Origin of the sequence: Actimicrobium sp. GrIS 1.19 (genome assembly GCF_035984655.1) — a bacterium.
GTDB lineage: Bacteria > Pseudomonadota > Gammaproteobacteria > Burkholderiales > Burkholderiaceae_D > Actimicrobium.
On the sequence record NZ_JAXCHT010000032.1, the window covers coordinates 1 to 14,453 of the forward strand.

Annotated in this window: 13 protein-coding genes and 1 other RNA gene; 8 read left to right on the forward strand and 6 right to left on the reverse strand. The window is 59.7% G+C overall.

The features are described from left to right. Positions 1-72: 72 nt before the first annotated feature. Positions 73-465, reverse strand: coding sequence for a hypothetical protein (locus tag RCH09_RS17360; RefSeq protein WP_326942402.1), 393 nt, complete (start codon positions 463-465; stop codon positions 73-75). Here RCH09_RS17360 and RCH09_RS17365 point away from each other — a divergent pair. Further along, complete coding sequence (locus tag RCH09_RS17365; RefSeq protein ID WP_326942403.1) at positions 452-1,378, forward strand: hypothetical protein; 927 nt, start codon at positions 452-454, stop codon at positions 1,376-1,378. The two genes, RCH09_RS17360 and RCH09_RS17365, sit on opposite strands and share 14 nt — an antisense overlap. Before the next feature lie 208 nt (positions 1,379-1,586). On the opposite strand, the gene ssrA is transcribed toward RCH09_RS17365, so the two are convergent. The 5 genes from ssrA to RCH09_RS17390 all read right to left on the reverse strand — a co-directional run bounded on the left by ssrA (position 1,587) and on the right by RCH09_RS17390 (position 5,151). After that, positions 1,587-1,950, reverse strand: a transfer-messenger RNA (tmRNA) gene (gene ssrA / locus RCH09_RS17370). A 42-nt stretch (positions 1,951-1,992) separates the two neighbouring features. Then, positions 1,993-2,664 (reverse strand): HAD family hydrolase, encoded by a 672-nt coding sequence (locus tag RCH09_RS17375; protein WP_326942404.1) that lies wholly within the window; start codon positions 2,662-2,664, stop codon positions 1,993-1,995. Then, on the reverse strand, positions 2,661-3,356 hold the full coding sequence (gene ubiG, locus RCH09_RS17380; protein WP_326942405.1) for a bifunctional 2-polyprenyl-6-hydroxyphenol methylase/3-demethylubiquinol 3-O-methyltransferase UbiG: 696 nt from the start codon (positions 3,354-3,356) through the stop codon (positions 2,661-2,663). Before ubiG ends, RCH09_RS17375 begins: the two co-directional genes overlap by 4 nt. Positions 3,357-3,523: 167 nt before the next feature. Next, positions 3,524-4,165 carry an outer membrane protein OmpA gene (gene ompA, locus RCH09_RS17385; protein WP_326942431.1) on the reverse strand — a complete coding sequence of 214 codons (642 nt, stop codon included), beginning with the start codon at positions 4,163-4,165 and terminating at the stop codon, positions 3,524-3,526. A 293-nt stretch (positions 4,166-4,458) separates the two neighbouring features. Continuing rightward, on the reverse strand, positions 4,459-5,151 hold the full coding sequence (locus RCH09_RS17390; RefSeq protein ID WP_326942406.1) for an OmpA family protein: 693 nt from the start codon (positions 5,149-5,151) through the stop codon (positions 4,459-4,461). A 252-nt stretch (positions 5,152-5,403) separates the two neighbouring features. Here RCH09_RS17390 and gyrA point away from each other — a divergent pair, with 252 nt between their 5' ends. From gyrA to cmk, 7 genes are all read left to right on the forward strand, one after another. Further along, complete coding sequence (gene gyrA / locus RCH09_RS17395) at positions 5,404-8,043, forward strand: DNA gyrase subunit A (protein ID WP_326942407.1); 2,640 nt, start codon at positions 5,404-5,406, stop codon at positions 8,041-8,043. 3 nt (positions 8,044-8,046) lie between these two features. Further along, complete coding sequence (gene serC, locus RCH09_RS17400) at positions 8,047-9,150, forward strand: 3-phosphoserine/phosphohydroxythreonine transaminase (protein ID WP_326942408.1); 1,104 nt, start codon at positions 8,047-8,049, stop codon at positions 9,148-9,150. Positions 9,151-9,223: 73 nt separating this feature from the next. After that, on the forward strand, positions 9,224-10,300 hold the full coding sequence (gene pheA, locus RCH09_RS17405; RefSeq protein WP_326942409.1) for a prephenate dehydratase: 1,077 nt from the start codon (positions 9,224-9,226) through the stop codon (positions 10,298-10,300). A 28-nt stretch (positions 10,301-10,328) separates the two neighbouring features. After that, a complete protein-coding gene (gene hisC / locus RCH09_RS17410; RefSeq protein ID WP_326942410.1) occupies positions 10,329-11,435 on the forward strand; it encodes a histidinol-phosphate transaminase in 1,107 nt (368 codons plus the stop codon). A 25-nt stretch (positions 11,436-11,460) separates the two neighbouring features. Continuing rightward, positions 11,461-12,360, forward strand: a complete 900-nt coding sequence (locus RCH09_RS17415) for a prephenate dehydrogenase (RefSeq protein ID WP_326942411.1) — start codon at positions 11,461-11,463, stop codon at positions 12,358-12,360. Then, positions 12,360-13,685: a 3-phosphoshikimate 1-carboxyvinyltransferase gene (aroA, locus tag RCH09_RS17420; protein ID WP_326942412.1), complete on the forward strand. Its 1,326-nt coding sequence runs from the start codon at positions 12,360-12,362 to the stop codon at positions 13,683-13,685. The genes RCH09_RS17415 and aroA overlap by 1 nt, the downstream gene beginning before the upstream one ends. A gap of 57 nt (positions 13,686-13,742) precedes the next feature. Then, complete coding sequence (gene cmk, locus RCH09_RS17425; protein WP_326942413.1) at positions 13,743-14,441, forward strand: (d)CMP kinase; 699 nt, start codon at positions 13,743-13,745, stop codon at positions 14,439-14,441. Positions 14,442-14,453 lie beyond the last annotated feature (12 nt).

Genomic DNA, 14,453 nt, shown 5'->3' on the forward strand with positions numbered 1-14,453 from the left:
CTGCCTAAAAATTAGGCAGGACAAGTAGAACACCTGGGTCAGTTTTGAATCAGCAGAACCCCTTCAAGTGGGTCACTTTTCGGTCAGCGGCAACAAACGCATGTCAGGGAGCTTGGCATGAGTAAGAACGAGCCGCGCATGACCATGAAAGAGATCATCGACAGCTTCCCTGTTGGGCCTCGTGAGACGTCTGGCAAGGACTCCCTCGGCGATCTCCCCATTGGTGGACGTCGATACCGCCCAGAGCCGCGCCCAGCCGATGAGCACGAGCGACAACTCCTCACAGTGTTCCACGTATGGATGAGGCATCCAACTGCAAAGAATCCCATTGAGTCCCTCGCTGATCTGATGCTGGCCCATGAGATCCGCGCCCACAACGCCAAGACCAAGTAATCCGTCCCACAGAATCCCCAGTAACAAACCAACCCAACCCACAACACGAAAGAACACCATGTCCGATTTCAACAGCTATTCCGCATACACCCCAACACAAGAAGAAGCCCAGGGAACTCCCCATATCCCATTCAAGAACGATGAAAAAGTTACCCGAGTAACCTTCGTCGACGGCGTCGGCACCCTCGAGCAGAGTGAGCGCGTCACATCGTTCAACTCCCGCGACATCAACACCTTTCCTGCAGACGACTGGCGCTCGACGGCGACAGACCTGAACGGGTCACCATCGGCGATGGTAGGAGATTCAACCCTGGTCACGCTCAACGGAACCCAAGCGACAGCGCGGGACTTCGAGAAGGCTGGTTACCTGGAAAAGGATGACCGCGGCAACTACCGCTTGCCGAGCGAGAAGCCCCCTGAAGACGCCTCAGAGGCGCAACAGGCCGAGGCACGCCGACACCGTGCGGTATTGCCCCCAGCGGCCCACGCTACTGTTAACGCAGCCCTGGAAGGCCTGAGCATGGATGGTGTCGACACAGTGACTCAATTCGGTGTAGGTGTCGCCCTTGGACAGCTCCCAGTCAGCATGTTGGCACGGCAGTTCTCCACCATGACAGGCTATGACATCGAAGCCAGTGAAGCCCGTATCGCAACAGTCCAGGGTGTATATCAGACCCAGGCTGATGAGTACCTCGTGAGCCAGCAAGGACTCCACCGGGATGAGCTTCAGGATTTCTATGAGTTCGCTCGTGGCCTTCAGAACCGGGATGCTCTGAGCAAGGCCGTCAACGGTCAGGTCTACAGTAAGCAAATGAGCGGCTATGGGTCGCTGGTGAAGCTGTACCTGAGCAAGACCGCACCATCTCAGAAGATGGTTAAGGCGAACGGCATGGAGACCAAGACAAGCGCAGATGGTGCCGCGTTGGTCAAACTCCACGGAATGTGGATGACCACCAAGGTGGCTGCATTCAACGGTTGGATCTAAGTAATGGCAACTGAAGAGATCCCAGGAGACCCGACATGCAACCCTGAGGGGGAACATGAAGGACACTTTCCTGGGACTCTTCAGGGGCCACCTACCTCTGAAACAAAAACAGACCCGAGGAGGGTCTGCGGAGAGGGGGTAAAGATAGGGGGTAAATCGTGATTTCTAATTTACCGTAAGTCTTTGATTTTAAACAAAATAATGTTCTTGGTGGAGGCGGCGGGAATCGAACCCGCGTCCAGAAGTACTCTACAGACAGTTCTACATACTTAGTGTTGTCATTTGATTTTACCCGGCCGACGCGGACGCACACGCTTCGGCAAGACGAGTCACCTTGGATTTAACGCCGCCTCAAGTGACCCGAGTCGACGCGATTCCTTGTGAATGACTCTGCTGCTGTTTGACCAGCCCGCTCCAAGGAAGAAACGGTGCAGAGCTAACCGGTTATTAAGCGGCTAGTGCGTACGAGTTATCGTTTGCAGTTACATTTTTTCTGGTTGTATTTACGAGGTGACCAGCCCTCGGTATGCCCTGCTCTGCTTTGCAACCCCTGTCGAAACCAGGTCGCCCCCAAGCAGTCTGCATTGTAGCGCACCCCGCTGGTCAGCGCCGCACTATCGGGACAGCGTGGCAATCAGTCGGGTCAGGTCGGTTGGCGATGCGACATGCAGATCGGCATTCCACGGGGTCGGATGGCTCGGATCGCCGTAACCCCAGCCAACCGACACGGTGACCATGCCGGCTGCGCGACCGGCTTCGATATCGCGCAGATCATCGCCGACATACCAGCACTGATCTGCCACAACGCCAAGTCGCCGCGCCGCTTCAATCAGCGGGGCAGGGTGGGGCTTCGCATGCGGCGTGGTATCGCCCGAGATCACGCAGCCTGCCATCGACAGGCCGATCTGCGGCACCAGCGCCTCCGTGAAACGCGCCGCCTTGTTGGTGACGATACCCCACGCGATGTCGTGCTCGTGCAATGCGGCGAGCAGGCCGCCGATGCCTTCAAACAGCGTGCTGCGCACGGCAATTTCGGCGGTGTAGTTGTCGAGGAAGGCGACGCGCAGTGCTTCGTATTCGTCATCGTGCGGCGTCAAGCCGAATGCGGCGCCGATCAGTCCGCGTGCTCCGGCTGACGCGTGCGGGCGCAGCAACGCATAGTCTGTTTGTGGCAGGCCGCGTTGCAGTTGCAGACGATTCATCGCGCCGGCCAGATCGGGGGCGCTGTCGGCCAGCGTCCCATCCAGATCGAACAGGATGGCGGGAGGGCGGGTCAGTGTCGTCACAGTGGTCGGGAGCAGGCAATCAGGTAATTGACGTCGGTATTCTGGTTCAGTGAATACGACTTCAGCAACGGGTTGTACCCCATGCCCTTTAACGTGTCGATATTGAGGCCCTCGGCGCGAATCCAGCTCGACAATTCGGCGGGGGTAATGAACTTGCGGTAGTCGTGCGTGCCTTTTGGCAGCAGCCGCAACAGATACTCGGCGCCGAGAATGGCAAACAGATAGGACTTCGGATTGCGATTCAGGGTTGAAAAGAAGATATGCCCGCCCGGTTTGACCAGCGTCGCGCATGCCCGCACGATTGCCGCGGGATCAGGAACGTGTTCCAGCATTTCCATGCAGGTGACGATGTCGAACGTGGCCGGTTCGCGCGCGGCCATGGCCTCGGCAGCGATCAATTCGTAGCGCACCTGGACGCCGCTTTCGAGGCTGTGCAGGTCGGCGACCTTGAGGGCTTTCTCGGACAGGTCAATGCCGGTAACCTGCGCACCTTTGCGTGCCATTGATTCGGCCAGGATGCCGCCGCCGCAACCGATGTCGATGATGTTTTTTCCGGCAACCGGCACGCGTGCATTGATCCATTCGAGGCGCAAAGGATTAATTTGGTGTAACGGGCGGAATTCGGAAGTGGGATCCCACCAGCGGTGCGCGAGGTCACTGAATTTTTGGAGTTCTTGAGGGTCTGCGTTCATGGTAGGCATGATAGCGGGAATGCAGGACAGCTGCACGGACGACCACTCGGGCTTGCGCGACTTTGCGCTGGCTGTAGCAGGGAGTTCTGGTCAACAGGTTTTATCGCTAGTGCAACGGGCATAAAAAAACCCCGCCGGAGCGGGGTTCTTGGTGCGACGGGTCGAAATTACTTGTTGCGAGTACCAACAACTTCAATTTCAACGCGACGGTTTTTGGCGCGGCCAGCTGCTGTCTTGTTGTCAGCGACTGGTTGCTTCTCGCCCTTGCCTTCGGTGTAGACGCGATTGGCTTCGATACCTTTGGAAACCAGGAACGCCTTGACGGCTTCTGCGCGGCGAACCGACAGTTTCTGGTTGTAGGCATCGGTACCGACAGAGTCAGTGTGACCAACGGCAATCACGACTTCAAGATTCATGCCTTGCAGTTTCGAAGCCATGTCGTCGAGCTTGGCTTTGCCTTCTGGCTTCAACACGGCTTTGTCGAAGTCAAAGAATGCATCAGCAGCAAACGTGACTTTTTCGGAAACTGGTGCTGGTGGGACGACGACTGGGGCTGGAGCCGGAGCTGGAGCCGGTGCTGGAGCAGCTTCGACTGGCTTGGCGAGCTCACCGTCGCAACCTGGAACCGCGTCTGCCGGTGTCCAGTAGCCGGTGCGCCAGCACAGACCAAATGGATCGCGAACGATGACACCCCGTGCATCTTGCACATAGGCGCTGGTTGGCGTCTTGGCCTGAATGTTTTCCTGCGCTTGGGCAGAAAGGGCAACGACTGCGGACGCAGCGAAGACGAGTTTTACTAATTTATTCATGTTTCTCCTCTCGGTTGGGATATCCGCAGAAATAAACTGCGCAACAAATGCTACGACATCGAAAAAATGGATACTACCACGCGGTTCGTTCAGTTCATGGAAGAGATTGTTGAACTGCAATCGACCAAGCGATTGCCATTTTGACACAGCGGCCCCCCTGCCGCGAAGGTTGTCAATTCTGCCAAAACAGGTTTCTGGTGGTTTGTTGTTTTAATGCGACATTGCAATGGGTGCTTGGCGCTCCGCCCGATTTTGCATGATTGCCAACTCGACATCATTAAGTGTTCAACACGTTAGCGGGCCACTCCGCGGATTTCAATGGCGACGCGCCGATTTGGTGCAAGGCATTTCGCCAGTGCCGACCGACTGCTTGACTTGGGGCAAGTTACCAGTGGCTCCCTATCAGCCTTGCCGATCGCAGTGATTTTTGCGCCGGCGCCGAGGGTTTCGAGGAACGTTGCCACGCCAGCAGCACGGCGTGTCGACAGCTTCTGATTTTCCGCCGCCGAGCCGGTGTTGTCGGTGTGTCCGGTGACAACGATGGAATCGAGGCGCGCGCATGTTGCGACGGCCTCGCGGAATTGCGCCTCAAGGCGTTTCTTGATCGCCGGCGGGAGCGTCGAACTGCCGACCGCAAACGTGGCGTCGCCAGGCAGGGTTACGGCAACGTCGCAAGGTCTTGCCGGGGCCAGTGCAACCAGCGGCGGGGCAAGCGCGCTGGGCGCAGTCGAGGGAACCAGATCTGGCGCGATGGACTTTGAAATTGGTACGACCAGATCCCCGTCGCAGCCGGGCATGGCGTCATTGGGCGTCCAGAATCCGGTACGCCAGCACAATCCGGTGCTGCTGCGCAAGACCGCAGCGCGACTGTCCTGCGCGTAAGCGCCCGAATTCGGCGCCGTGCTGAGGCCGGAAACCGGTTGTGCCGCGACGGCCAGCGGAATGAACAGGCTGGCAAGCATGCCGAGGGATAGTTGATTGAACATGATTTTATATTGTTAGGGCGGCCCTGCCGGGCTGGCGGTTGCGATTTCAAGGCGGGAAGCGCCGTCATTTAATCATATTTAATTGGCCTCCCACCAGCGGACCCGGCGCTATTGTTGTCGCGCGTTCGACCCGGAAAAGCGGCGATAGGATGGGGTCGCATGCTAAAATCTCGCCCTTGCATCGCGTTTTTGCGACGCCAGTGCGCCCCGCGCCAAGCACTCTAACCTCAGTCAAGGCACTACAGCCCGCCCATGGACCAATTCGCCAAAGAGACAATTCCGATTTCCCTCGAAGAAGAGATGCGAAAAAGCTACCTCGATTACGCGATGAGCGTGATCGTGGGGCGCGCCCTGCCAGATGTGCGTGACGGCTTGAAGCCGGTACATCGTCGGGTTCTGTTTGCGATGCATGAAATGAACAATGTCTGGAACCGGCCGTATGTCAAATGCGCCCGTGTTGTGGGCGAGGTCATGGGTAAATACCATCCACATGGCGACCAGTCGATTTACGACACGCTGGTGCGCATGGCGCAGGATTTTTCTTTGCGCTACACGCTGGTCGACGGGCAGGGAAACTTTGGCTCGGTCGATGGCGACAATGCCGCCGCAATGCGTTACACCGAGTGCCGCCTCGACAAGATTGCCGCCGAAATCCTGGCGGACATCGACAAGGACACCGTCGATTTCGTCCCCAACTACGACGGCAAGGAACGCGAGCCAACGGTACTGCCGACCCGGATACCCAACCTGCTGATCAATGGCGCGTCCGGCATTGCGGTCGGCATGGCAACCAATATCCCGCCGCACAATATTACCGAAGTCATCGACGGCGCCCTGCATGTGCTGCGCAACAATGACTGCACCATCGATGAATTGATCGAAATCATCCCAGCACCCGACTTCCCGACCGCCGGCATCATTTATGGCGTGTCTGGCGTGCGTGACGGTTACCGCACCGGCCGCGGCCGCATCGTCATGCGCGCGAAAACGCATTTCGAAGAATACGGCAAGGAAAACCGTACCGCGATCATCGTCGATGAGCTGCCGTATCAGGTCAACAAGAAGTCGCTGCTCGAACGCATCGCCGAACTGGTGCGCGACAAGAAGCTCGACGGCATCTCCGACATCCGCGACGAATCCGACAAGTCCGGCATGCGCGTCGTCATCGAGCTCAAGCGCGGCGAAGTGCCCGAGGTCGTGCTCAACAACCTGTACAAGCAGACCCAGTTGCAGGACACGTTCGGCATGAACATGGTGTCGCTGGTCGATGGCCAGCCAAAGCTGCTCAATCTCAAGCAGATGCTGCAATGCTTCCTGGCGCATCGCCGCGAAGTGGTCACACGCCGCACCATCTTTGAACTGCGCAAGGCGCGCGAGCGCGGTCATGTGCTCGAAGGCCTGGCGGTTGCGCTGGCCAACATTGATGACTTCATCGCCATCATCAAGGCAGCGCCCACCCCGCCGATCGCCAAGGTCGAATTGATGGCACGGGCCTGGGATTCGTCGGTGGTGCGCGAAATGCTGGTGCGCACCGGTGAAGAGGCGCTTGGCGGCATCAATGCCTTCCGTCCTGAAAACCTGCCGAAGCATTACGGCATCCAGGCCGACGGGCTCTACAAGCTGTCCGACGACCAGGCCCAGGAAATCCTGCAGATGCGTCTGCAACGCCTGACCGGGCTGGAGCAGGACAAGATCGTCAATGAGTACAAGGAAGTCATGGCGCAAATCGCCGACCTGCTCGATATCCTGTCGAAGCCGGAACGCGTTACCGTCATCATCGTCGACGAACTGACCGCTGCCAAAAACGAATATGGCGCCGATGCCAAGGACGTGCGCCGCTCGCACATCGAGCTCAACGCGACCGATCTCGGCACCGAAGACCTGATCACGCCGCAGGACATGGTGGTGACGCTCTCGCACACTGGCTACATGAAGTCGCAGCCGGTCTCCGAGTACCGCGCGCAAAAGCGCGGTGGACGCGGCAAGCAGGCCATGGCGACCAAGGAAGACGACTGGATCGACCAGCTGTTCATTGCCAACACCCACGATTACATCCTGTGCTTCAGCAATCGCGGCCGGCTGTACTGGCTCAAGGTGTGGGAAGTACCGCAGGGTTCGCGCAATTCGCGCGGCAAGCCAATCGTCAACATGTTCCCGCTGCTCGATGGCGAAAAAATCACGGTGATCCTGCCGGTGTCGGGTGACAACCGCACGTTCCCGGAAGACCGCTACATTTTCATGTCGACCAGCCTCGGCACCGTCAAGAAAACCCCGCTCAATGACTTCAGCAATCCGCGCAAGGCCGGCATCATTGCGGTCGACCTGGACGAAGGCGATTTCCTGATCGGCGCTGCGCTGACCGACGGCGCGCACGATGTGATGCTGTTCTCCGACTCGGGCAAGGCAGTGCGCTTCGACGAAAACGATGTGCGTCCGATGGGCCGCACTGCACGTGGCGTACGCGGCATGAATCTGGAAGAAGGCCAGCAGGTCATTGCATTGCTGGTGGCCGAGAACGAACAGCAATCGGTGCTGACGGCTACCGAAAACGGTTTCGGCAAACGCACGCCGATCACCGAATACACCCGTCACGGACGTGGCACCAAAGGCATGATCGCCATTCAGACCAGCGAGCGCAACGGCAAGGTGGTCGCTGCAACGCTGGTCGACACGAGCGACGAAATCATGCTCATCACCACTGGTGGCGTGCTGATTCGCACGCGCGTGGCCGAGATTCGCGAAATGGGTCGCGCTACCCAGGGCGTAACCCTGATCGCAGTCGAGGACGGCACCAAGCTCAGCGGCCTGCAGCGTATCGTCGAATCCGATGTGGAAGATGAAGCCGAAGGCGGTGATGACGCGGGTGACGTAGCGGCGGGCGAGCAAGAGTAATCAATGACGCGCGTCTTCAATTTTTCAGCCGGCCCGGCCGTGCTGCCGCAGGAGGTGCTGGTACAGGCGGCGGCCGAAATGCTGGACTGGCACGGCAGTGGCATGTCGGTCATGGAGATGAGCCATCGCGGTCCGGAGTTCATGTCCATCATGGCGGCAGCGCAGAGCGACTTGCGTAGCTTGATGGCGGTCCCGGACAATTACAGGATCCTGTTCCTGCAGGGTGGCGGGCTGGCGGAAAACGCCATCGTTCCACTCAATCTGCTGGGACGCAAGCCACAGCCGGCGGTCATCGACTTCATTCATACCGGCTCCTGGGCCGGCAAGTCGATCAAGGAAGCAGCCAGGTATGCGCGCGTGAATGTCGCGGCATCGGCGCAGGAATCGCGCTTTACGCAGGTTCCGCCGCGTGCCGAGTGGAAGCTGTCGGCCGATCCGGCCTACGTCCATATCTGCACCAACGAAACCATCGATGGCGTCGAGTTCGCGGCCGCACCCGACATCGCGGCCGAGACCAATGGCGCGCCGCTGGTGGCTGATGTGTCGTCGCATATCCTCTCGCGGGTGATCGACATCGAAAAATATGGTGTCGTGTTCGGTGGTGCGCAGAAGAATATCGGTCCGGCCGGGCTGACCATCGTCATCGTGCGTGACGATCTGCTGGGCCATGCGCTGCCGATCTGCCCGTCTGCGTTCGACTGGAAGACCATCGCCGACAACGACTCGATGTACAACACCCCGCCGACGTATGCGATTTACATCGCCGGCCTGGTATTCCAGTGGCTCAAGCGGCAGGGCGGGGTGGCGGCCATTGAAGAGCGCAACGTCGCCAAGGCCGCACTGTTGTATGGCTATCTGGATGCCAGCAAGCTGTACGTCAACCGCGTCAACAAGGAACACCGCTCGCGCATGAATGTGCCATTTTTCCTGCGCGACGAATCACTGAACGAAGCATTCCTGGCAGGCGCGCAACAACGCAACCTGCTGCAGCTCAAGGGCCACAAGTCCGTCGGCGGGATGCGTGCCTCAATCTACAATGCGATGCCGATCGAGGGCGTGCAGGCACTGATTTCGTGGATGACGGAATTCGAAAGCCTGCACAGTTAAGAACGTCTGATCAAGGTGATTGGGCGTTCGAAATCAACGTGCATGCCACGGTTGATCATGCACACACCGACGGATGACAATGGATAACAAACTCAAACCGCTGCGCGAAGGGATCGATGCACTCGACGCGCAGATTCTTGACCTGCTCAATCAACGAGCGCGCCTGGCGCAGCAGGTCGGTCACGTGAAGGCCGAAACCAACGCACCAGTCTTTCGCCCCGAGCGCGAGGTGCAAGTCCTGCGCCGCGCCGCGGAACGCAATCCCGGGCCGCTGGTGGCCGGCGACGTACAGACCATTTTTCGTGAAATCATGTCGGCTTGCCGCGCGCTGGAAAAACGCGTGACTGTCGCCTATCTTGGCCCCGCTGGCACGTTCAGCGAACAGGCGGTGTACCGGCAATTCGGCCACGCCGTGGACGGCATGCCCTGTGCGTCGATTGACGAGGTATTTCGCGCTGCCGAGGCCGGCACCGCTGATTTTGGCGTCGTTCCGGTCGAGAATTCCTCCGAAGGCGTGATCAACCGCACGCTCGATCTGCTGCTGCAAACCACGCTGGCAATCAGCGGCGAAATTTCGCTGCCGGTGCATCTGAGCCTGATGACGCAGTCCGGCACGCTCGATGGCATCACGCAAATCTGTGCCCATTCGCAAGCCCTGGCGCAGTGCCAGGTCTGGCTGAACCTGAATACGACCAACGTCACCCGGCAAGCGGTGGCATCGAATGGCGAGGCCGCCCGGCTGGCCAGCGAAGACCCGGCGATTGCGGCCATCGCCGGTGAAATCGCCGGTGAAAAATACAACCTGCAGGTGGTCAAGGCGCACATCCAGGATGATCCGCATAATCGCACCCGCTTTGCCATCATCGGGCGCCTGCACACGACGCCAAGCGGCAAGGATCAGACCTCGCTGGTCTTGTCGGTGCCGAACAAGCCAGGCGCCGTCTACAACATGCTCGCGCCGCTGGCCACGCATGATGTGTCGATGACCCGTTTCGAGTCTCGCCCGGCGCGCATGGGCACCTGGGAATATTATTTTTATGTCGATATCGAAGGCCATGTGGACGATGCCAAGGTCGCCCGCGCCCTCGATGAGTTGAAAACCAACGCTGCATTTTTCAAGGTGCTCGGGTCCTACCCGGCCAGCCTTTAATTACCGGCAAACCATTCTGGAATCCTTCATGTCCCTGCAATTTGGTCCTGACTATGTGCGCGCCATCGCACCCTATCAAAGCGGCAAACCGATCTCTGAAGTCGCCCGTGAATTCGGTCTTGATGTGGCCCGGATCGTCAAACTCGCCTCCAACGAAAACCCGCTCGGCATGCCGGAATCGGCGCGACTGGCGATGCTTGACGCGATGGCTGACGGGGCCCGCTATCCGGATGCCAATGGCTTTGACTTGAAGGCAGCCATCAGCGCGAAATATGCGGTGCCACAGGAGTGGATCACACTTGGCAATGGCAGTAATGACATTCTCGAACTGGCCGCGCACGCATTGCTTGCCCCAGGACAGGCGGCAATGTACGCGCAGTATTCGTTCGTGGTGTATGCGCTGGCCACGCAGGCGGTGGGCGCCACGGCGATTGTGGTGCCGGCGCAGGATTTTGGCCATGACCTGGCCGCGATGTCCGCCGCCATGACTGCCAACACGCGGCTGGTTTTCATCGCCAACCCGAACAACCCCACCGGCACTTTTTTGTCCGCCGCGGCGCTCGAAGCGTTTCTGGCCAGCGTGCCGCCGGAGGTGGTCGTGGTGCTGGACGAAGCCTACAACGAATACCTTGCGCCGGAACACCAGTACGATTCGATCGCCTGGGTGCGCAAGTACCCGAACCTGCTGGTGTCGCGCACGCTGTCGAAAGCCTATGGACTGGCCGGATTGCGCGTCGGCTTCGGCATCGCCCAGCCGGTACTGACGGATATCCTTAACCGGATTCGGCAACCGTTCAATGTCAATTCGCTGGCGCAGGCCGCCGCGGTAGCCGCCTTGAACGACAGTGCCTATCTGGCCGAAACCGCGCGCCTCAATCGCGTCGGGTACGAGCAATTCACACAAGCCTTCGACGCGCTTGGCCTGCACTATGTGCCATCGTTCGGCAACTTCGTCCTGGTCAAGGTTGGCGAGGATGAGGCGGCCGGTGCGCGCGTCAATCTGGCGTTGCTCAAGCGCGGCGTGATCGTGCGTCCGGTTGGCAATTACGGTTTGCCGCAATGGCTGCGTGTCTCGATTGGTCTGCCGGCCGAAAACGCCGTGTTCCTCGATGCGCTGACCCAGGTGCTGGCTTGATCAACCCTTCACTGAGTTAACCAACGTGTTTCAGAAAATCGCACTGTTCGGCGTCGGCCTGATCGGCGGCTCGTTCGCCCTCGCCTTGAAGCGTGCCGGCGTCGTCGGCCAGATCGTTGGCGTCGGGCGCACTGCCGCAGCGTTGCAGCGTGCCCATGAACTGGGCATCATTGATGTGATTGCCCCATCGGTCGAGCACGCCGTGCGCGATGCCGACCTGATTCTGATTGCCGCGCCGGTGGCACAGACGGGCACAATTTTGCGCACCATCAAGCCGTTTCTGCAAACCGGCACCGTGGTCACCGATGCCGGCAGCACCAAGAGCGATGTCGTCGCCGCGGCGCGCGACGCGCTTGGCAGCCTGGTCGGCCAGTTCGTGCCCGGCCATCCGATCGCAGGACGCGAGAGCAATGGCCCGGATGCTGCCATCGGCGATCTGTATGTCGGCAAGAAGGTCGTGCTCACCGCGTTGCCCGAAAACACCGCAAGCGACATCGAACGCGTCGCAGCGGCATGGCGCGCCTGCGGCGCCGTCATTCACCAGCTCAGTCCGGCCGCGCATGATCGCGTGTTTGCGGCGGTCAGCCATCTGCCGCATTTGTTGTCGTATGCACTGGTCGATGACATTGCCGGCAAGCCCGATGCGGCGCTGCTGTTTCATTTTGCGGCCAGCGGCTTTCGCGATTTCACCCGGATTGCAGGATCGTCACCGGAAATGTGGCGCGATATTTCGCTCGCCAACCAGAGTGCCCTGCTGGCGGAGCTCGACAGCTATCTGCTGAAGCTCACCACCATGCGTGACATGCTGGCGCGCGCCGACGGCGTCGCGCTGGAAACCATCTATACCAATGCGCAACAAGCGCGGCACAACTGGATTCGCACCATTGAAGCCACAGAACAGCAAACCCGACAAGGCGGTGACTGATGCGACATTATCCAACCCATATTGACCTCGCGCCGGTGTTGCACGCTCAGGGAGTGGTGCGCTTGCCAGGATCAAAAAGCATCTCGAATCGTACCTTGCTGCTGGCGGCGCTGGCGCAGGGCGACAGCGAGATCAAGGACCTGCTGGCCTCCGACGATACGCATGTGATGCTGACTGCGTTGCAGGCGCTCGGCATCGCGTGGCAGCAGCATGGCCAGTCGCAGGATTATCTGGTGCGCGGCGGCGCCGGCTCCTTTGCGCAGCACCATGCCGACCTGTTCATGGGCAATGCCGGCACCGCGATTCGGCCGCTGACTGCCGCGCTGGCCGTGGTTGGCGGCGATTACACCTTGCATGGCGTGGCGCGCATGCATGAACGGCCCATCGGCGATCTGGTCGATGCGCTGAACGCCATCGGCACGCAGATCGAATATACCGGCGTTGCCGGATTTCCCCCGCTGCGCATTCGTCCCGGCCACATTCATGCGCAAACCATGCAGGTGCGCGGCAATGTGTCGAGCCAGTTCCTGACTGCGCTGCTGATGGTCGCGCCATTGATCGCGCGGCAGAACCCGCTGACGATTGAGGTGATCGGCGAGCTGATCTCGAAGCCCTATATTGAAATCACGCTCAATCTGATGCAGCGCTTCGGCGTGACGGTCGAGCGCAATGGCTGGCAGTCTTTTTCGATTGCGGCAGGACAGTCCTATCGCAGCCCGGGCGTGATCCAGGTCGAAGGGGATGCCTCCTCGGCATCGTACTTTCTGGCGGCCGGGGCCATTACCGGCGGACCGGTGCGCGTGGAAGGCGTCGGTCGCGGCAGCATCCAGGGCGACGTGCGGTTTGTCGAGGCGCTGCAGCAGATGGGCGCCACGATCACGCTGGGCGACGATTGGATCGAAGCCAGTTCCAGCGGCGTCCTGCGTGCCATCGATGCCGACTTCAACCATATTCCGGATGCGGCAATGACCATTGCGATTGCCGCCTTGTATGCCGACGGGCCGAGCACCTTGCGCAACATCGGCAGCTGGCGCGTCAAGGAAACCGACCGCATCCATGCCATGGCGACCGAACTGCGCAAGCTGGGCGCGACGGTCGAAGAGGGCGCCGATTACCTGCATGTGATTCCGCCCGTGGAGATTGTCGCCGCGACCATCGATACCTACGACGACCATCGCATGGCGATGTGCTTTTCGCTTGCTTCGCTTGATGGCAAGGCAAGGCGCGGCGCTGCCATTCGCATCAACCATCCGGACTGCGTGGCAAAGACCTTTCCCGACTATTTCGACGTGTTTGCGACGATCACCCACCATCAACTGTTCTGAAGGTTGCCTGGCTCTGCCTTAACCGCGCGTTTAGTCCTCACCTGAAAAGTCATCACGATGCCAAATTCAAAAGCCCCCGTCATCACCATCGACGGCCCGACCGCATCGGGCAAAGGCACCGTTGCCCATCGCGTTGCACTGGCGCTGGGGTTCCATTACCTCGACTCGGGGGCGTTGTATCGGCTGACCGCGTTGGCCGCGCTGCGCAAGGAGGTTGACTTCAGCGATGAACATGCGCTGGCCAAGACTGCGACCGCCCTGCATTGCCACTTCAGCGGCGAGCATGTCTTCCTGGCCAACGAGGATGTCAGCGCGGCGATTCGGGCCGAGGAGGTCGGCAATGCAGCCTCCCGCATCGCGACGTTCCCGGCGGTGCGCCAGGCCCTGTTCGGGTTGCAGCTGAACTTCCGCCAGCCGCCCGGGCTGGTCGCCGATGGCAGGGATATGGGGACGGTGATTTTCCCGCACGCACCGCTCAAGGTATTTCTAACAGCCACTGCGGAGGCGCGCGCCGAGCGCCGCTATAAGCAATTGATTGACAAGGGCTTTTCTGCTAATATGCACGACCTCCTGCAAGATTTGAATGAACGTGATGCGCGCGATGCCAATCGTCCAATTGCGCCGCTCAAGCCCGCAGAAGATGCGTTCCTGCTCGATACCTCGCATATGTCGGCCGAAAAGGCTGTCAATCAGGTGTTGTATTGGTTCGCAGCAGCAAAGCGGCGCGATGAAAAAAAGCCTCCCGCCGGGCATTGAATGTTGTTCCTG